We start from the raw sequence: 19632 nt of genomic DNA, 5'->3' as shown, positions 1-19632 counted from the left end.
GTTCAGGTGCAGGAGCCATGCAAATTTCGCATAGAAGGTATGCATATACGCTCTATCCGAATCGCGCAAACTCGGCCATACACAGCCATACGCCGAAAACACAAGAGCAATAAAATTAAGGACGAGTCATGAAAGATTTCGTTGACGGTGCCGCCTTCAACAACGAGCAAGGCAATCGGGCACGCAAACTCTTCGCAGCTGTCGTACTGGCTGCACTGGACGACGCCATTTCCGACGACAAGAAATATGGGAACGGTCCGGATCAGATCGCACGCTGGGCGCGTTCGCGCGACGGGCGCGAGGTTCTGTCCTGCGCCGGGATCGACCCGAACGAGCGTGTCGTAACCGGCCTGATGGATTTCGTTTCCAAAGGCGTGCGCACCTCCGTCGCGCTGTCTCGCGAGGAAAGCGAGCGTCGCAATGCTGCCGCCGCACAGGCCGAAGCCGCCTGATCACGCGCGTGCAGAATGTCGAACAAGCCCCGCGTCTTGCGGGGCTTTTCGTTTGCCGGGTGTCGGAGTTTGCGTGCAACTCCTGCAGACCGGCCAAGGTAATGTGGAATGAGGTATATCCGGGGCGGTAAGCCCGCGCGCCAACGTCAGCTTACTGCAGGTCCTGACTGACGAGCGCGCGGTGAATTTCGCGGCGCACCAATTTACGCACGTTGCGCGTGATCCGCTCGCCCAAGGCGCCCTGCAATTCCTGGCGGACGATATCGGCGACAAGATCGCGCAGCGCGTCTTCGTCCAGAAACTCGTCTTGCGCCGAAAGGAAATCGCGTGCGTCCTGTGCGGCGGCTTCATTCGCCTCAGGCCGGTCATCGGCGGCAAAATTCTTGGGCAGGTCATCTGCCTGCGAGGGCGCGGCCTCTTCATCCTGCGCCTTATCCGCCGATGATCTCTCGCGCGCTGCGGGATCCGGCATCTGCGGGCTGCCATCCTCGGCGGCCGGAACGTAATCTTCCCATGGCAGGGGATGACTGGCGGCGCTGCCGGAATTGGCGTCGTCGCTTGCACCGTCGGGCTCCCACTGATCGGCCTGGCGCGAGACGACCTCTTCAAGCTCCGCCACGCGGGCCTGAAGCTCGGCCTTGCTGTCCTGCCGCGGCGCGTGATGCGCTACCGGCTCCGTTTGCGGGTTGGCAGTGGCGTCTTCGGGCGACTCGTCGCTGCCGGGCAGATCCGCCGATGTCACCTCTGCGGCGTCCTCGGGCGGCATGATAGGGCCTCGCAATTCTTCGGGTTCCGCGCGCGTCGTCGCGATATAGGGAGCATCGCGCGCCGCCGTCTTTTCCGCCGCCGACTCATCCACCCGCAGCGCGGGCGTCAGCACCAAACGCTCTGCGTCTGCGGGCACCTCGGCAGATGCGGCCGGGGCAACCGGCCTGGATTTGTCATCGCTGGAGACCAGCCGCCGGATCGACGACAGGACATCCTCGATTTCCACATTCGTCACGGGATCGGACATTGTTCTTACCACTCTTGCCTCGACCCTCAGTCTATCCTCCGGCGCGCATCCGCACAACAGATAGGAACAGTTTTACTGTTTTCCGATCCTGCGCAGAACCCGGTCCAGCGTCTGCCCACGCTCGCTCAGCGCGGCGGGCGCGTCCTTGACCAGGTTGTAATACGCCGCCGGATCATAGGTCTGCACCGCAAGGTTGAGGTCCCGCACCGTCAGTTCGCCAATGGATTCCAGCACCGCATAGGCGGCGATGAAGACGTCCGCCTGCGCCGAGATCTGATTGGCCTGCGCGTCCAGATATTCCTGCTCGGCGTTCAGCACATCGAGCGTGGTGCGCGCGCCCAGCTTGGCCTCCTCGTTGACGCCCTCGAAGGCGACGCGGCCCGCGCGGACCTGTTCGGCCGTGGCCAGCGAGGTGGCGCGCGCGGCCTCAAGGATCGCATAGGCATTGCCGACATTCTGGCGCACCTGATCGCGGGTGATGTGCAGCACGCCCAGCTGCGCGTCGCGCTGCGCAAAGGCGCGGCGCTTGGCCGAGGACAGCGCGCCGCCCTGATAGAGCGGCCCGCCGACCTGCACGCCCAGCGTGCCGGTTTCGCCGAAATCGCTGCCGTTCAACTGCTCCTGCACACCGATCGACGCGTTCAGCGACACGCGCGGTTTCATCGCGGCCTCGGCCACCAGCACGTTCAGCTTTGCGGCCTCCACGTCATGCTGGGCGGCCAGCATGTCGGGGTGACTGCGCAGCGCGATCAGCTTGGCGGTCTCTTCGGTCTGGGTCAGACGCGGCAGGCTGGGCGGCTGGGACAGATCGCCCGGCTCGTGGCCCACGACGGCGACGTATTCCTCGATCGCGCGCTCGCGATCGCCCTCGGCCTGGGCCAGGTTGGCCCGCGACAGCTGCAGCCGGGCTTCGGCCTGCGCGACGTCGGTGCGCGTCACCTCGCCCACATCGAACCGGTCGCGCGCGGCGCGCAGCGACTCGCTGATGACGCGCACGTTGGAGCGGCGCAGCGAGACGAAGCGCGTGTTGCGCTGCACGTTCATATAGGCCCGCACCGCGCGCAGCAGCACCTGCTGTTCGATCGAAACAAGGCTCTGGCGGGTGGACAGCACCAATTCCTTGGCCGCCTCCACGCTCAGCCGCGTGCGGCCGAAATCATAAAGCAGCCATTCGGCCGTGATACCCGCGTTCAGCGACGTCGCGCCGCTGCGCACATTGCCCGCCCCGAAGGCGCCGGGACGGTGCGAGTAGGTCCGCGTGATATCGGTGGTCCAGTTGATGATGGGACGCAGGCGCGCAATCGTGCCGGCCACATCCTCGTCCGCCGCGCGCAGAAGGGCGCGGTTCTGTTCCAGAAGGCCGCTGGAGTTATAGGCCCCTGCCAGCGCATCGGCCAGCGTATCGCCGGCCATCGCGGCGGATCCGAATATCGGCGCGCCCAGCCCCATCGCGGCGGCGACGAGCATCCCTCGCAACCGCACGCCTGTCTTGCGCCCGGGCCGTGAATTGCCTTGCGTGGGATTGATCATCGTCTCGTCCTTCCAGGGAAGCCGTGCCATCATCATAGTGCAAACGTCGCTTGTCTTTCGAAACCGGGAATGACGGGCGCGCCGGCGTTGAATGCAAAGCGCCACGTCATCTGTCCTGCGGATTTATACCCGATGCGCACCGCGCCCAGCGCCCCTTCCATGAAGAGGCACGCGATACGCCCGCCATCCTTCAGCTGGTCCAGCAGCGCGGCAGGCAGCTCCTCGACAGCGCCTTCGACGACGATCACGTCATAGGGTCCATGCTCGGCCGCGCCCTTGGTCAGCGGGGCGGTGTAGACGATGACGTTATCGGCGCCGTGCTCGGTCAGCAGCGCCTGCGCCTCGGCGCTCAACGCCTCGTCATCCTCGACGGCGACGACGACGGCGGCCATGCGCGCGATGATGGCGGCCGAATAGCCCAGCGCGCTGCCGATATCGAGCACCAACTCCTCGCCGCGGATATCCAGCGCATCCAGCATCTTGGCCAATGTGCGCGGCTCCAGCACGACGCGGCCGTCGCCCAGATCCACGTTTTCACCGACATAGGCCGCCTCGCGCAGGGCGCGCGGCACGAATGCCTCGCGCGGGACGCTCAGCATGGCATCAATGATGGGAAATTTGGTTACATCGGCAGGGCGGATCTGCGTGTCCACCATCATCGTGCGTCGAGCGGCGTAGTCGGTCATGAGAAACTCGTGCGTTCGGAATTGTCCATAAAGCTTTTGACACAGAAGCGCCCACTCGGCAACGCCGCAAAGAGCGTTCGCGCCGCGCCGTGGCGGCCCTGCCCAGTCCCTGCCATGAGCCCCGCCATTTGCATCATTCCGCCGCCGTCCGCGCCAGACGCGGCCGCGGCATCGTCTCGGCGCCCAAAAGATCGGCGGTGGGGCCGGAGGGGCGATAGCCTATGGGGGCCGCGCTGATCATGCGGCGCAACGCCGCGATGTCCTGCATCAGGCACGAGGCCAGGATTTCGTCCAACAGCTCATCCAGCGCGTCCGGCGCGATATGTATCTCGCTCGCGGTCATGATGCGCGGGTGCCGGGTGGGCAGGGAATCCTCACCGATCAACAGCTCTTCGTACAGCTTTTCGCCGGGGCGCAACCCGGTAAAGCAGATCGCGATATCTCCGGCGCTCTTGTCTTTCGGCGCGGCTGGCCCGCGATGGGGCGCGCCCGGCGCCAGGCGGTAGGACGTCAGCCCGCTCAGCCGTATGATCCGGTCCGCCAGATCGACGATCTTGATCGGCTCGCCCATATCCAGCACGAAGACGTCGCCCCCCGTCGCCAGCGCGCCGGCCTGTATGACCAGCTGCGCGGCCTCGGGTATGGTCATGAAATAGCGCGTGATGCTGGGATGGGTCACCGTCACCGGCCCGCCGCGCTCCACCTGCTGGCGAAAGCGCGGTATGACCGAGCCGGACGAGCCCAGCACATTGCCGAACCGCACCATGGAAAACACCGTCGCGGACTGGCGCAAGGCGGCTGCCTGGCACACCAGCTCGGCCAGGCGTTTGGATGCGCCCATCATGTTGGTCGGGCGCACGGCCTTGTCCGATGACACCAGAATCACCGATTCAACGCCCGCCGCGATGGCCGCATCGGCGACCACCTTGGTCCCGAAGACATTGTTGCGCAGCCCTTCGACGACGTTCTGCTCGACCAGCGGGACGTGCTTGTAGGCGGCCGCATGATAGATCGTCTGCACCCCGAACCGCTCCAGCGCCGAAGCCATGCGGCGCGGGTTCTGGACCGACCCCATCAGCGGCACCAGCCGCACGTCAAGGCGCTGCGCCTCGGCGATCTCGCCCAATTCGTTGTTGAGGGTATACAGCGCAAGCTCCGACAGCTCCCACAGGACCAGCGTCTGCGGCTCCTGCTGGATGATCTGGCGGCACAGCTCGCTGCCGATGGATCCGCCGGCCCCGGTGACCATCACCACCTTGCCCTGGATGTTGCCCTTCATCAGCGGCTCAAGGCCCGGCACGGGATCGCGGCCCAGAAGATCCTCGATCGCGACGTCATGCAGATCGCTGACGCGGGCCCTGCCGGTGACGATATCGGTCATGCCGGGGATCGTCTGAACCCGCACCGGCAGCTTTTCCAGACGCTCGACGATCTCGCGCCGCTCTGCGCGCGAGGCGCTCGGCACCGCCAGCAGCACCACCTTGATGCCGTGGATCTGGATCAGCCGCCCCAGCCGCGCGGGATCATAGACGCGCAGGCCGCCGACGTCGGAATCGCGCAGCTCGGCGGCGTCGTCGACAAAGGCGACGGGTATGAATTCCGATTGCTCGCGCAGCGACCCCAGCAGCTGGCGCCCGGACTTGCCCGCGCCGTAAATGATCACCGCAGTGCGCCCTTCGATCGGATGACGGTGGAGAAGCGCGCGCATCGTTATGCGCAAACCGCCCAGAACGCACATCGCGGTAAGCCCGTAGATCGGCGCCACCGTCCACGGCAAGGGCACCTGCATCATGTTCACCGCCGCCAGCAGGACAGATGCCGAGGCCAGCACCCCGGTCAGGATGGTCATCAACAGCGGGATCGACAGATACCGCACCACCGCGCGATAAAATCCCAACCGCACGAATATCAGCAGGCTGACCGGCACGAAGATCAGGATCGAGAGCCAGAAGCCGGGCAATGCAAAGGACGCGACGTCACCGCCGGCAAGAAGCGTTGCCAGCAGGTAGCTCAGCAACAGGACAACGGCATCCGCGAACAGTTGAAGCGCCCGCTTGTGCGCACGCTTGAGCTGCAAAAGATGAGTGAGCCCGCCGTTTATCATATTGCGCAAGGTTCCTTCCGTACCACCCTGCGCCTGCTCGGCCTCGGCGGTTGGAAAATCGGCCCACTACAACGAACCGTGTTCAAAAACAGGTCTCTGCGGCTTATTTTCGGCGCCTGGGTCACTGCCCAGAGACGCCGTCCGCCGATTCCGGACCAGATGAAGTCGAGTATTATTGCGCCTTTTTCGCGGGTATTTCAACCGGCGCGCACAATCCGAGCGGGAATGCGCGTATCCTGTGCCACATGCCCTGCGCGCCGCGCCGACCGACGCGGGCGCAGCGGCGTCAGGCGGATTTCCGACAGAATTCGCGCTGCCCGCTTTTGTCGCGCGCCAGCCTCCCCTATGCTGGGCAAAAACACATCGATCAGGCATCGAACAAAAAGAAGGCGGGCAGACAAATGAGCATCACAAGACGACATTTCGCAATCGGCATCGGAGCGCTTGGCCTCGCGGCATGCGGCAACATGCGCGGTCTGGACGGCGGCGGGACCGTCCCTGCGGCGCTGGCCGAAGATCTGCGCCCGGCGCCGAATGCCGCCTATGACGCGTGGGTCAGCGCATTTCGCGCGCGCGCGGGCAGCTATGGCATATCAAATGACACCTTGGCGCAGGCGTTTCGCGGCGCGGGCTACCTGCCCGGCGTGGTCAAGCGTGACCGCAACCAGACCGAGTTCAACCGCACGCTTGAGGATTATCTGGCCATCGCCGCCTCGGACGAGCGCGTGACCAAGGGGCGCGCGGCCTTCGCCCGGCACCGCGGCGTTCTGAGCGCGCTGGAGGATCGCTACGGGGTGGATGCGCGCATCATTGCCGCCATCTGGGGACTTGAAAGCTTTTATGGCGAGCGGCGCGGCAACGTGCCGGTGATCTCGGCCACCTCGACGCTGGCCTTTGACGGGCGGCGCGGCGCATTCTTTGAAAAGCAACTGGTCGCGGCGCTCAAGATCATCCAGAAGGGCGATATCACCGCGGACCGCATGACCGGCAGCTGGGCCGGCGCGATGGGCCATACCCAGTTCATCCCCACCTCCTATGAGACATTCGCCGTCGATTTCACCGGCGATGGGCGGCGCGATATCTGGTCCGAGGATCCGAGCGACGCGCTGGCCTCGACCGCGGCCTATCTGGCGCGCAACGGCTGGACACGCGGTCAGCCATGGGGGCGCGAGGTGACGGGCGCGGCGTCAGGCGGGCGCATCATTCAGCCCCAGCCCGGCGGCCCCCGCTTTGCCGTGACCGGCAATTTCGACGCGATCAAGCGCTACAACAACTCCGATTCCTACGCGATCGGCGTGGGGCACCTGTCCGACCGGATCGGCGGGGCGGGCCCGCTGAAGGGCAGCTTTCCGCCCGACGCAACCGGCCTGACCAAGGATGATCGCATCCGTTTGCAACAGCGCCTGACCGCGCGCGGCTTTGACACAGGCGGCGCCGATGGCGTGATCGGATCGAAGACGCAGGATGCGATCCGCGCCTATCAGTCGGCCACGGGCGCGGCCGTCACGGGCGATCCGTCCCCTGCCCTGCTGCGCAGCCTCGGCTGAGGAAGGCCGCGGGGCCGTAGCCTTTAGATGCACCCGCGCGCTCGGGCCGCCAAGGCGCACCGCACGCGGGGCCGTCCGGCGCGCAGGCCGGGAACCTCGCGCGGGGGCTGCGGCGGCGTCTCGTTCGGCAGATCCTGGGGTGTTTCCTCGGGCGGCTGCGGGACGTTTTCGGGGGGCAGATCGTTCGGTATTTCCTGCGGCGCGGGATCGGGCGTGCCGGGGTTTTTGGGGCCGGGATTTCCGGGAAACGGTGGCCGTGCTGCGGATATGGAATGCGGTCGCATGATGGATATCTCCTGACAGGGCTGCGTGGAAAAAAACTGCGGCGCGGCCAGCGCGCCATCTGCAAACGTAACGCCGCGCCGGGCCAGCGGTTCCCGCGCAGTGTGGGTGTCTGCCCGCCAGCCCTGCCCCGGCTGCAATCTGCGCCAAACGCCCTAGTCTTCGAAATGGCCCGCGGCGGCAAAGCTGCCACCGTGCACGGCGATGGTCAGATCATCGCGGTCATAGGGCTCGGCGCCGGCTCCGATCTCGGCGCGGTAGAGCTCGGCGTTATCCTTTGCGCGAAAGCCCAGATGCGCGGCCATGTGGTTGTCCCAAAGCTGGCTGTCGTTATCGGACACGCCATAAACGATCGTATGCTCCACGCGCGGCGCAGCAAGGCAGCATTCGGTCAGATGCACGAGGTCGGGATAGCTGAGCCGCCTCCTGGCTCATCTGCAATAACCCATCTTTGAATGCGCGGCACTGTATGCGGCACTGTATGATGTGCGGACCTTTCTTGTCCGAAAATTTCCGCACCGATGCACGCGATCAGGACAGGCGGCCATGGATGCGCGGAATTTGGCCGGTGGCGCATCGCGGCACAATCGGGCGGAACTTAGCCGGGCGGGCATCGTTGTTGTGGAACATGAAGACGACAAAAGGAGTTTTCGAGATGTTCAAACCAAGCCTGAAACAAACCACCGCAACCCTTGCCGCCTGCACCATGCTGGCACTGCCCGCATTTGCGGAAGAGTTGAATTTCACCGCAGATCTGACCGCCGACGCCGAGGTTCCGGCAACCGACAGTTCTGCCACGGGAAGCGCGGACGTCAATGTCGACACGGACGCCAAGACCGTATCATGGACCGTGACGGTTCAGGAGCTGACCGGCGATCCGGTCGCCGCGCATATCCACGGCCCTGCCGATCCGGGTGAGAACGCAGGCCCCGTCATCGACATGTCGGATGCCGTCATGGAAGGCAGCGCCGACATCACCGATGAGCAGATCACCGCGCTGAAGGACGGAAAGTATTACGTCAACGTGCATACCGAAAAGTTCCCCGATGGTGAAATCCGCGGGCAGCTTGAAGCTGCGGAATAACAAGGCGCCGCATCTTGCGGCCAAGCGATAGCAAGCGGGCGGGAGCGGATGGCTCCCGCCCATTTGCGCGACTGCGGCGCCGGGTGGTTGCAGGCGGCCGGTCTGCCCGCGACTTTGGCGGCATAATTCCCTTGCCATTGATGACGATGAGAGATGATCCTCTGTTTGAAGGTAGCTGAATTTGCCACGCACGGATCAAGGCCAATCGCGCGCATGCAGGTCATCTGCCACGGCGCGGCAGGGGCCGGACGAGATTACTTTCCGAACGAGTGGCACGGCGTTCTGGGAACCCGGACAGGAGAAGACGAGCATGGGCGTTCTGGTTGATGGCGAATGGCGCGACCAATGGTATGACACCGAAAGCAGCGGCGGCCGCTTCGAGCGCGGCGAGACGCAGTGGCGCAACTGGGTCATGCCGGACGGCGCGCCGGGGCCGACGGGCGATGGCGGCTTTGAACCCGAAAGCGGGCGCTATCACCTTTATGTCAGCCATGCCTGCCCATGGGCGCACCGCACGCTGATCTTTCGCGCGCTCAAAGGGCTTGCGCCGCATATCGGCGTCTCGGCGGTCCATCCTGACATGCTGTCGGAAGGCTGGGAGTTCAACACCGATTTCCCCGGCGCGACGGGTGACGATCTGTATGGTGCGCGCTTTTTGCGTGACATCTACCTGCGGGCCGATCCCGCGGCCTCGGGCCGGGTCACGGTGCCGGTGCTTTGGGACAAGTCGCGCGAAACCATCGTCTCCAACGAGAGCGCCGAGATCATCCGGATGTTCAATTCGGCCTTCGACGCGTTGGCCGGAAATCACGACGATTATTATCCCGAAGAACTGCGCCCGGCGATCGACGAGGTCAACGCGCGGGTCTATGACACGGTCAACAACGGCGTCTACAAGGCCGGTTTCGCAACATCGCAAGAGGCGTATGACGAGGCGGTCCATGCGCTCTTCGACAGTCTGGACTGGATCGAGGGGAGACTGGGCCGGACCCGCTATCTGACCGGCGACCGGCTGACAGAGGCGGACTGGAGGCTCTTCACCACGATGGTGCGCTTCGATCTGGTCTATCACACGCATTTCAAGTGCAACCGCACGTGGATACGGGAATATCCGAACCTCTGGGCGTGGACGCGCGAGATGTTTCAATGGCCCGGCGTCTCGGAAACGGTGCATTTCGACCACATCGTGCGCCATTATCACTACAGCCACGAGACGATAAATCCGCACAGGATCATCCCGATCAACCCGGTGATCGACTGGACCGAGCCGCACGGGCGGGCGGGCTGACCTCGCAGCGGACGCGGCATCACGGCAATGGAAAGGCAAGGGCATGACCGACACACGCAGATCGCATGGGGGCTGAACACACGGACAGGGCGGCCGCGATGATCGACCTTATCGGGCAGAACGCCCCTTATCTCGCGCTTGGGATCCTGCTGCTCCTCTTCGTGGCGTTCACGCTGGAGAAATTCCCGCCCGAGGTCATCGCCTCCGGGGCTGCCGCGCTTTACATCGTGCTGGGCCTTGTGCCGCACGATCAGGTCATGGGGGTCTTTTCCAACTCGGCGCCCATCACGATCGGCGCGATGTTCATCGTCTCGGGCGCGCTGGTGCGGACCGGTGTGCTGGATGCGCTGGCCAACCTCGTGGTCACGCGTGCGCAGGACCGGCCCGTTCTGGCCATCGCCGTGTTTCTGGTCGCGGCGGTCGCGGCCTCGGCCTTCATGAACAACACGCCTGTCGTCCTGGTGCTGATCCCGGTGGTCATACGGCTGGCGAACAGCCTGAAGCTGGCGCCGACGCGGCTGCTGATCCCGCTGTCCTACATGGCGATCCTCGGCGGCACCTGCACGCTGATCGGCACCTCCACCAACATCATCGTCGACGGCATCGCGCGCGAGAACGGGATGGAGCCCTTCTCGATCTTCGAGATCGCGCCCGTCGGGCTGGCCGCCACCGCCGTGGGCAGCGCGACGCTGCTGATCCTCGGACGGTGGCTTTTGCCGCACCGCAAGACCGACGGCGGCGCGGGCGGCGACAGGGAAACCCGGTTCCTGTCCGAGATCACGATTCTGGAGGACTATTCCCATATCGATATCCCGCTGGGCGAGATTGCCGATTTCGAGCGTGACGGCGTGCAGGTCCGGGGCGTCAAGCGTGGCGGCAAGATTAGCCGCAGCGATCTGGACGCATGTGTTCTGCAAAAGGGCGACGCGGTCATCGTCGTGACAACCACATCCGAGCTGCTGACCTTTGCCGAGGATCCGGGCCTGCGCGTCGGGATGCGGCGCACGTCCGAGCCCGATCCCGATGCGGAGCTGCTGACCGCCGAAGCCATCGTGACCCCCACGCGCCACACCGTCGGGCGCAGCATTGCCGAACTGGCGCTGGGGCGCAACGCGGGCGTGCGGGTCATGGGCGCATTCCGCCAAGGCCATATCGCCGGGGCCGATCTGTCCAGCGTGCGCCTGCGCGCGGCGGACAAGCTGCTGCTGGAAGGACCGGCCAGCGGCTTTCGGGCGCTGGCCGAAATCGGCGACGTGGCGTCGGTCACCGAGCCGTCGGGCCGTGCCTATCGCCGCAGGCAGGCGCCCATCGCGGTGCTCGCGCTGCTGGGCATCGTGGTTCTTGCGGCGCTCAACGTCATGCCCATCGGCATTCTGGCGCTGGTCGCCGTGGCCGCGATCCTGCTGCTGCGCTGCATCGACAGCGACGAGGCGTGGCAATCCATCGACGGGTCGATCCTTGTGCTGATCTTTGCCATGCTGATCATCGGTGCCGGGCTGGAGCATACCGGCGCGGTCGAGCTGATCGTGGGCATGCTGACCCCGCTGCTGACAGGGCTGCCGCCGTTCCTGACGCTGCTTGCGGTGTATTTCACCGCCTCGATCCTGACCGAGACCGTCACCAACAACGCCGTCGCCGTGGTGTTCACGCCGATCGTCATCGCGCTGGCCGCGCAGCTGGGGGTCGATCCGCGCCCGCTGGCCGTCGCCGTGATGATCGCGGCCAGCGCCAGCTTTGCCACTCCGATCGGCTATCAGACCAACACGCTGGTCTATGGGGCAGGCAACTATCGCTTTACCGATTTTCTGAAGATCGGCGTGCCGATGAACCTGATGGTCGGACTGACCTCGTCCTTCGCGATCAGCGTGTTCTTTCCACTTTGACGGCCGCGGCAATGGCGTGATCACACCGCGCCGCCGCCGCCGGATTCTTGCTCCTGCGGTGTATCCTCCGGCCCCCATGCGGCCGTGATCCAGCGGTCGATCCACGCCAGGGCGACCAATGACAGGCCCAGACCGAGAAACGCAAAGACGCGGATCAGGCCGGTCAGGCTGCCCATGTCGATCAGAAACACCTTGGCGATGCTCAGCCCCACGCCGATCAGCGCAAGGCGCCGAAGCGCCCTGGACCGGCGCCGCACGGCCCCCAGCATCAACAGGGCCGAGGCCGCCATCAACGCCACGGTATAGCTGTAAAGCTCGGGGGGCGTGGTGCCCGGCACGGACAAAACGTCGCCGCGCCAGAAATGCCGGATCTCCAACCCCACACAGAGCGCGCCCAGCGCGGCGCCCGTCCAGAGGAACCCGGCCCGCAGCCGCGCGTCCAGATGGCGCAAAAGCCGCCATGCCAGCACCATCAGCAGCGCGGGCACCCCGTATGCCACCATCAGCGTGTCGAAGATCAGCGGCCCGTGCACCGGCGTGCTGGTGACAAGCGGGCTGAACAGAACGACCGCCGCGCCGATGCAGATCGCGGCCAGAGCGCCGAAAAGACCCGCCAGGGCGAAATGCACCCGGCGCAGCGGCCCCGTCCGCCGCAGCAGGTTCAACTGCCCGCAGGCCGCGATCAGCCACACACTGCCGTAAAGCGACGCTTCCCAATAAGGCGGCAGGCCCAGAAAGGACTGCCCATCGGGCAGCATCCGGCCGATCACCACGCAGGCGAAGGTGCCGGCGATGATCCAAAGCGCCGTCTCCAGCGCCAGCGCCGGAATCGTGCGGCCCTGCCCCCGCGCCACAGCCCAGCCAACCACAAAGGCCGCGAAGGGCAGGATATAGCTGATCGACACCTCCCAAAGATCCGCGCGCATGGCCCATGGGGCGCCCGGCTCGGCGACAAGTCTCCAGACCGTCACCGCAACGCCGATGAGGATGAAGGGCGCCAGTTGCGGCAGCCCGAACCGCCGGTCCAGCCCCACCGCCAGCACGGCCATCACCGCCAGGGCGATGGTCAGGGCCGTGCCGACAAGGACGGTAAAGAGCGCCAGCGTGACCATGCTCAGCGCCGCCAGCGCCAGAAGCGACACGCGCAGATCGCGGCTTTCGGCAACGCGCGCGTGCCGCTCGGCCAGAAGGGTCATCACGGCGGCAATGGCCAACACGTGCAGCGCCCAGAACTCGGCCCCGATCACCGCAGAGGGGGCCCAGCGCAGATCGACGATTTCAGTAACCACAGGCGCAAAGACCGCGGCGCCGGTCGTCCATGCGACGGGATAAGGCGCGCCGCGCAGGCTGCGCCATGCGGCGACGGCGCTGCCGGCGACGCCCCCTGCCAGCAGCAACATCGCAAGCACCGGCAGCCCCGCCTGGGCGGTCGGGGCGCTCCAGCCTGCGAATCTCTCGAAAACCGGCGCGCCGCTCTCCGGCACCAGCCACAGCAGCAGCAGATAGCCCGCGGCCGGCACCGCCGCCAGATCGCTGAGCGCATCCGCCCGCCGGGCCCAGACGGTGATGGCCAGAAACAGCAGGCCAAGCGTGATCACCGCGGGCCAGAACGCAGCGGGGGCAAGCAACACGGCGATGAGGGTCGCCGCCACCGTCGCCCCGGCGGCAAGGCGCGTGGGGAATTCGGGCCAGATGGTTGATCCCTTGCCGGACGATTGCAGCGCAAGGCTTTCGCTGACCATCGCGCCGCGATGACGCGGCATAAGCGTTTGTTCCGGAATGGCGATGCTGGCGATCACAAGGGTGACGGCAAAGATCAGGAACGCGATGTCGCCCCCCGCGACCAGATGCAAAAGCGTGCCGGCACCAAATCCGAGGATGAGCGACAGCACCGACACCCACGCCCATCTGCGCGCCGCATCGATACCGAGGCCGACCACGGTCACAAGTGCGAAATAGGCAAAGAGGATGGTCGGCCCGGACGCGTCGCCGCCCACAAGGAACGGCGCGGCCATCGCGCCGAGGATGCCGACCGAGCTGAGCAATGGCCCGTAGAACCAGCCAAGGACCAGCGCCAGCGCGCCCGTCGCCACCAGCCCGGCAAAGGCCGTCTCGGGGCCGATGAGCCCGTAGAGCTGCCGGGCCGCAAGGATGCCCGCGAACATGCACACCAGCCCCGCCCCCGACAGCGCGGAGGGCAAAAAGGCCGTCATGCCGCTTTGGTCGCCCGACCGCCTGCGCACGCGCTCGCCCAGGGCGATCAGGCCAAGGCCCAGCGCGATGGCGGCGCTTACCCGCAAGGCCGGGCTGAGAAGGCCGTTCTCGGCGCCGTATTGCACAAGGAAGACGCCGGCAAGCGCCAGCGAGAGGGCGGCAATCGCCAGAAACCAGTTCTCACGCAGCCATGTGCCAAGCTCGGCAAGCCGCTCGCGGCGAAACACCACGGCGCGCGGTGGCAGGACGTCCTGCTCGGCGCTTGCGGCCTGCACGGCCTCTGCGGGCGGGTGCGGGTCCGCGGGCTCGGGCGCCGCCTTGGCGGGCGGTTCTTCGGGTTTGGACCGCGACGCTTCTTCTTTGGCCTTGAGCGCGACCCACGGGTTCGGGGCGGCAACGCTGGGCGCGGGGGCCTGCGGCGCGGCCCCTGCCCTCATCGCGGCAAGCTCCGCCTTCAGCGCCTCAAGATCCCGCACGATCCGCGATTGCCGGACCAGTAGGTAAATCACGGCCAGAGGGATCGCGGCGAGGCAGAGCCCGAGTACCGTCAAAAGCGTCAACATGGCATCTATCCTTTGGCTCGAAGAGCGCGGGCTGGCTTGGAAAAAGCGCGCGGCGGCGTCACTGGTTTCGTGTGGACCGGGCTGCGGTGCGGGGCGTCACGCCACCTTTTCCTCGGCGCTTTTCAGGGCCGCACCGAGCGCCGGATAATCCGTCTTGCCCGATGCCAGAAGCGGGATGCGTTCCATCACCACCACCTCTGACGGCACGGTGATTTCGGCGATGCCGCGCTCCTTGGCCGCGGCCGACAGAGCCTTGCGCTCCGCGCCCACTTGCGTGGTGACAAGGATCACCTTCTCGCCCTTGCGCGCGTCGGGCAGCGACATGGCCGCGACATGGGCGTCGGGCCAGATCTCGGCCGCGAGCGCCTCGGCAGCGGCGAGCGAGACCATCTCGCCGCCGACCTTGGCAAAGCGCTTGGCCCGGCCAACGATGCGGATGAACCCGTCCGCGTCCCGCGAGACGATGTCGCCGGTGTCATACCAGCCCCCCTCGGGCGCATGAAGAACGCCTTTCGTGCCGGATAGCAGGTAGCCCGCCATCACGTTCGGGCCGCGGATCCACAGGCGCTGCCCCTCGATGCCGGGTGCCTCCTCCAGCCGCATGTCGATGTTCGACAGCGCCCGCCCGACCGTGCCGTTGCGGTTCTCCATCGGCGTGTTGAGCGCGATCACCGGCCCGGCCTCGGTCGCGCCGAAACCCTCCAGGATGCGCACGCCGAACTTCTCGGACCACAGCGCGCGGGTGGATGCCTTGACCGGCTCGGCCCCCGCAATCGCGGCGCGCACCGAGCTGAAATCATAGGCGCTGGCCCGGCGGCCCCAACCGTTCAGGAACGTGTCGGTCCCGAAGATCAGCGTTGCGCTGTGGCCGTATGCGACCTCGGGCACGATGCGGTAATGCAGCGGCGACGGGTACATCATCACCGGCGCCCCGGCCATGAGCGGCAGCAGCACCCCCGCCGTCAGGCCGAAACTGTGAAACAGCGGCAAGGCGGACAGAACCCGGTCTGCGGGGCCGATATCCGTGCGGGCGCGCAGCTGGGCGATATTGGCGACCAGATTGCCGTGGCTGAGCACCACGCCCTTGGGCGCGCCTTCGGTGCCGGAGGTAAAGAGGATCGCCGCCGGCTCATCACCAGACAGTGCCACGTCCGCCGGGCGGCGCGCGTCCCAGAACGCCCGCGTTTTGCGGCGCGGCCCGATCTGCGCCTTCAACTCGTCGGTCCACAGGATCTCCAAGCCTTGGTTTTCAAGCTCGCGCACGACATCCTCAATACCTGCCTTCTCGACGAAATCCTTGCTGGTGATGATTTTTGCAATGCCAGCCGTGTCGATGGCCGAAAGCATCGGCGCGGCGCCAAGCGTGGGGTTGAGGATCGCCGCCACGCGGCCCGCGCGCCACAGGCCCATGAGGACCACCGGAGCGGCTGCGACGCCGGGCAGAAGGATGCCGACATGCTCGCCCGGTGCGGTCTTTTCCTCCAGCAGGGCAGAGAAGGCCGCGGCGCCAAGAGCGATCTTGCGCCGCGTCAGATGCGTGCCGAGCGGGTCGCTGATGGCCACGTCGGACGCGTCGAACTGCTTGCGCGCCTGATGAAACGCGTGCGGCAGCGAACGATGCGCATTCAGCGCCTCGAAACGGCTGTCCTCCAGCATGTCCTGCAAGGCGCGGGTCGCCACTTCGCGGCGCGCGCGCCCCTTGATGTCGACGGGCACGTCCAGCCTGCGGGGGGCGCCAACGCGGATGCGCACCTTGGGGAAAAGGCGGCGGGCCATGCCGGCGATGGGGCGCGTCACCCGACTGCTTTCCAGCCCTTCGATGTGAATGGGCACCACCGGCGCCTGCGCGGCATCCACCAGCCAAGCGGTGCCGGGATAGACCTTCATCAAGGCGCCATGCGTGCTGATGCGCCCTTCGGGGAATACCAGCGCGGCGCCGCCTGCATTGATCTTCTGGGCCAGCCCCTTGGCCGCCATCGGCTTTTGCGGATCAAGCGGTGCGATCCCCAGGATACCGGCAAGGCGGGACAGAACGGGGCCCTTGGCCCAGTCGGTATTGACTGCGATCGCAACCTCGCGGTCGATCAGCGAAAACAGCAGCGGGCCGTCGGCAAAGCTGACATGGTTCGAGACAAACACCACCGGGCCGCTTGTCGCCAGATGCTCGCGCCCTTCGACTTCAACGCGGAACCACGGCAAGAGGACTGCGCGGCCAAGGCCCTGCAACGCCTCTCGTTGAAAGAACGCTATGGCGGCAATGACGGCAAGAACGGCGGTCACTGCAATCGTCAGGAAGATATGCTGCAATTCAAGACCGGCCCTGACGCCGAGAGACATCAGGATGGATATCCCGACAATGCCGAGCGAGCTGAGGATGTTGAAACCGGCCATGACCTGCGCGCGCTCATCCTGGCCGGCGCGGGACTGAATGAGGGCCTTCAGCGGGATGGCGAACATCCCGCCACCGAAGGCGACAAGGAACAGGCTGGTGACGACGAACAGGCCCTGAGCGGTGCCGAACAGGCCGACCATGCCGCTGCCCGGCTCCAGCGCGTCGAACCCGGCAGACAGGCCAAAGGAGGCCGCAGCGATCAGGATGCCCGAGGGCAGCGCCAGCTGCGCGCTGACCTTGCCGCGCAGCTTGACACTGGCCATGATCGCACCGGCACCGATGCCGCCTGCAAAGAGCGCCATGACGGCTGTCAGCATGGTCTCATCCCCGCCCAGACGCAGGCGCAGATAGGCCGGAAGCGTTGAAAGATAGACCGAACCGACAGCCCAGAACCACGTGTCCAGCATCGCGGCGCGGGCCGCGATTCCGTCAGAGAACAGCGCCTTGAGAACGCGCCAGTTTCCCGCCAGCGGATTGACCGGCACAGGCAGATCCGGCGCCGCGCGCGCGCCTTTGGGCAGGGTATAGGCGGCGGTGACGCCGAGAATGGCGATCAGGATCGCCGCGCCGCCGACCCAGATCAGCGTCTCGGCGCCCGACAGAAGGCCGCCCGCCACCATCCCGGCCAGAATGGCCAGGAACGTGCCCGCATCCAGCCAGCTGTTGGCAGCCACCAGTTGATCGGGGCGCAAACGCTCGGGCAGCCAGCCCAGCTTGAGCGGGCCAAAGAAGGCCGATTGCGTGCCCATCAGGAAGACAAGACCCAGCATCAGGGGAATACTGCCGGAAATCATCGCGCCGGTGGCCACGCAGGCAAGGCCAAGCTCGCTCCACTTGACGGCGCGGATCATGGTCGCCTTTTCGACCTTGTCGGCCAGTATGCCGGCCCAGCCCGAAAACAGCACGAAGGGCAGCATCAGCAGCGCGCCTGCCAAGAGGCCGACCGTCGCCGCCTGATCGGCCGGAACGCTGAGGGCGGCAAAGACGATGACCGCCGCCTTCAGCAGATTGTCGTTGAGCGCCCCGAGGATGGCGGTGACGACGATGGAGACGTAGCTGCGGATGTTCCTGGTGTCGGTCATTGGACGAGCCCCTTCCGGAGGTTGTATCAGTTGAGCGCCAGAAGGCGGGTCAGACCTTCCAGAATTGCAGGATGATGGGAGATCGCGGGCGCAGGCAGACGCTTGTACAGCATGAAGGTCATCGGCTGCAGCGCCGCCCCCATGACAAGCGCCGTTGCCATTTCGACATCCTGCAGATCGGCCTCGCCGGTTGACGCGGCACGGGACAACGCCTCGTGAATGATCGAAACCGGGGTGACATCCTCGGGCGTGATTGCCTTGGCGAGCGTGTCATGCTGACTGATCAGCAGGAACCGCATCAGAACCGGATCTTCGTCGAAACCTTCGAGCATGACGCGCAGATATGCTGCCAGCTTGGTCCCGAGCGGCGCCTCATCCGGCGCGGCAGAAAGCAGTCTGGCGCCGAACCCGAGATAAGCCTCGCGAAAGACACGGATGGCCAGCTCTTCCTTGGACGTCATGTGCCGGTAAAGGGCGCTTTCGCCAATGCCGCAAGCTTGGGCGATATCGCGCACGGAGACCTCCGCATATCCGCGTTCGGCAAACAGATGCAGTGCGGTCCTGTCGATCAGCTTGCGCCGGGTCTCAGAAGATTTTGCCATTTTGCCTGTGCCTCAACTTGCGTGTGATCGATCACTCACATTTATTGCCTGGCAAATTCGACAAGTCAAGAAAAATTCCGAACCTATAGAGGAATGCGGCCATCTGCCCCTTTTCAGCGGAGCAGGCGGCAAAGTTCGGCAACGTCATGACGCAGCCGGATCATTGAACCAACGCCGCCCGGACAGGCCCGGGTCGATTCAGTCTTTACCGACCAGTTGTCCAAGATGGCTGATATCCGGGATCACGATGTCGGCCAGGGGTGCCATGGTTTCGGCTGTGCCAGTGCCGCTGAGCACCGCGACCGCAAGACCCGCCTGCCCCGCGCGCGCAAGTTGAAGATCCTGTATGTTGTCGCCCACCATCGCCGTGGAAGCCGGCGGGATGCCGATTTCGCGGCAGAAGGCAAAGAGCGCGCCGGGGTCGGGTTTGTGCCCATGGCCGGAATCGTATCCGGCGATGAAATCGAAATAAGCGGCCAGCCCGGCGCTTTCCAGAAAAACACGGATCGCCGCCGCGCTGTCGCTGCTGGCCACACCCATTCGGCAGCCTTGCGCATGAAGCGCGCGGATCGCGGCAAGTCCCCCCTCTATGGGCACGGCCGTCCGCATCGCGTCGGTAAAGATCAGGTCGATGGCCGCGATCAGCGCCGCGCGCGGCATCGCCGCGCCATCGGCGATCCAGGCATCCGCGATCTCGGCAGAGTTGCCCGCCGCAAACAGCCCGCCCGCATGGGCGCGCCCGGTGTCAGGATCGGCGTCTGCAAGGGCCAGGAGCCGCCGGGCCAGCGCCGGATCGCCGCCGGCGGCAAACTCCGCCGCCTGCAAATTGATCGATGTCCAGGTCGCGTGATAGTCCAGCAGCGTCCCGTCCTTGTCAAAAAGGATAGCTTTTATTGTCATGTCCGCAC

At 65.7% G+C, this 19632-nt stretch carries 15 protein-coding genes; 5 read left to right on the top strand and 10 right to left on the bottom strand.

Going from position 1 to position 19632, the window contains the following annotated elements; genetic code table 11:
* Window positions 1-128: 128 nt before the first annotated feature.
* Complete coding sequence (locus DC366_RS04865; RefSeq protein ID WP_108691071.1) at window positions 129-452, top strand: DUF6280 family protein; 324 nt, start codon at window positions 129-131, stop codon at window positions 450-452.
* Between the two features lie 151 nt (window positions 453-603).
* Here DC366_RS04865 and DC366_RS04860 read toward each other — a convergent pair whose 3' ends face one another.
* From DC366_RS04860 to DC366_RS04845, 4 genes are all read right to left on the bottom strand, one after another.
* Window positions 604-1467 carry a hypothetical protein gene (locus DC366_RS04860; protein WP_108691070.1) on the bottom strand — a complete coding sequence of 288 codons (864 nt, stop codon included), beginning with the start codon at window positions 1465-1467 and terminating at the stop codon, window positions 604-606.
* Window positions 1468-1539: 72 nt separating this feature from the next.
* Complete coding sequence (locus tag DC366_RS04855; RefSeq protein WP_243405041.1) at window positions 1540-2997, bottom strand: TolC family outer membrane protein; 1458 nt, start codon at window positions 2995-2997, stop codon at window positions 1540-1542.
* Window positions 2998-3029: 32 nt separating this feature from the next.
* Window positions 3030-3683 (bottom strand): protein-L-isoaspartate O-methyltransferase family protein, encoded by a 654-nt coding sequence (locus tag DC366_RS04850; protein WP_108691069.1) that lies wholly within the window; start codon window positions 3681-3683, stop codon window positions 3030-3032.
* Window positions 3684-3816: 133 nt separating this feature from the next.
* Window positions 3817-5787 (bottom strand): polysaccharide biosynthesis protein, encoded by a 1971-nt coding sequence (locus tag DC366_RS04845; RefSeq protein ID WP_108691068.1) that lies wholly within the window; start codon window positions 5785-5787, stop codon window positions 3817-3819.
* A gap of 401 nt (window positions 5788-6188) precedes the next feature.
* Here DC366_RS04845 and DC366_RS04840 point away from each other — a divergent pair, with 401 nt between their 5' ends.
* Window positions 6189-7334, top strand: a complete 1146-nt coding sequence (locus DC366_RS04840; RefSeq protein ID WP_108691349.1) for a lytic murein transglycosylase — start codon at window positions 6189-6191, stop codon at window positions 7332-7334.
* Window positions 7335-7357: 23 nt separating this feature from the next.
* Here the strand turns inward: DC366_RS04840 and DC366_RS04835 are convergent, their stop codons facing one another.
* Together DC366_RS04835 and DC366_RS04830 are read right to left on the bottom strand one after the other, a co-directional pair.
* Window positions 7358-7618: a hypothetical protein gene (locus tag DC366_RS04835; protein ID WP_133176171.1), complete on the bottom strand. Its 261-nt coding sequence runs from the start codon at window positions 7616-7618 to the stop codon at window positions 7358-7360.
* 153 nt (window positions 7619-7771) lie between these two features.
* Window positions 7772-7981 (bottom strand): hypothetical protein, encoded by a 210-nt coding sequence (locus tag DC366_RS04830; RefSeq protein WP_133176170.1) that lies wholly within the window; start codon window positions 7979-7981, stop codon window positions 7772-7774.
* A 290-nt stretch (window positions 7982-8271) separates the two neighbouring features.
* On the opposite strand from DC366_RS04830, the gene DC366_RS04825 reads away from it, so the two are divergent.
* The 3 genes from DC366_RS04825 to DC366_RS04815 all read left to right on the top strand — a co-directional run bounded on the left by DC366_RS04825 (window position 8272) and on the right by DC366_RS04815 (window position 11871).
* Window positions 8272-8700 (top strand): CHRD domain-containing protein, encoded by a 429-nt coding sequence (locus DC366_RS04825; protein WP_108691065.1) that lies wholly within the window; start codon window positions 8272-8274, stop codon window positions 8698-8700.
* Between the two features lie 310 nt (window positions 8701-9010).
* Window positions 9011-9988, top strand: a complete 978-nt coding sequence (locus DC366_RS04820) for a glutathione S-transferase family protein (protein ID WP_108691064.1) — start codon at window positions 9011-9013, stop codon at window positions 9986-9988.
* 98 nt (window positions 9989-10086) lie between these two features.
* Entirely contained in the window at window positions 10087-11871 is a 1785-nt protein-coding gene (locus tag DC366_RS04815) for an SLC13 family permease (protein ID WP_108691348.1), read from the top strand.
* A gap of 20 nt (window positions 11872-11891) precedes the next feature.
* On the opposite strand, the gene DC366_RS04810 is transcribed toward DC366_RS04815, so the two are convergent.
* The 4 genes from DC366_RS04810 to DC366_RS04795 all read right to left on the bottom strand — a co-directional run bounded on the left by DC366_RS04810 (window position 11892) and on the right by DC366_RS04795 (window position 19624).
* A complete protein-coding gene (locus DC366_RS04810) occupies window positions 11892-14648 on the bottom strand; it encodes a DUF2339 domain-containing protein (RefSeq protein ID WP_108691063.1) in 2757 nt (918 codons plus the stop codon).
* A gap of 96 nt (window positions 14649-14744) precedes the next feature.
* Window positions 14745-18122, bottom strand: a complete 3378-nt coding sequence (locus DC366_RS04805) for an MFS transporter (protein ID WP_108691062.1) — start codon at window positions 18120-18122, stop codon at window positions 14745-14747.
* 26 nt (window positions 18123-18148) lie between these two features.
* Window positions 18149-18724 carry a TetR/AcrR family transcriptional regulator gene (locus DC366_RS04800; RefSeq protein WP_108691061.1) on the bottom strand — a complete coding sequence of 192 codons (576 nt, stop codon included), beginning with the start codon at window positions 18722-18724 and terminating at the stop codon, window positions 18149-18151.
* Between the two features lie 198 nt (window positions 18725-18922).
* The gene (locus tag DC366_RS04795; RefSeq protein ID WP_108691060.1) at window positions 18923-19624 is read right to left on the bottom strand and encodes an HAD family hydrolase; all 702 of its coding nucleotides are present in this window, start codon (window positions 19622-19624) and stop codon (window positions 18923-18925) included.
* Window positions 19625-19632: the final 8 nt, after the last annotated feature.

This window comes from Pelagivirga sediminicola (assembly GCF_003072125.1).
GTDB classification, from domain to species: domain Bacteria; phylum Pseudomonadota; class Alphaproteobacteria; order Rhodobacterales; family Rhodobacteraceae; genus Roseovarius; species Roseovarius sediminicola.
This window is presented reverse-complemented; position numbering and strand designations above follow the sequence as displayed.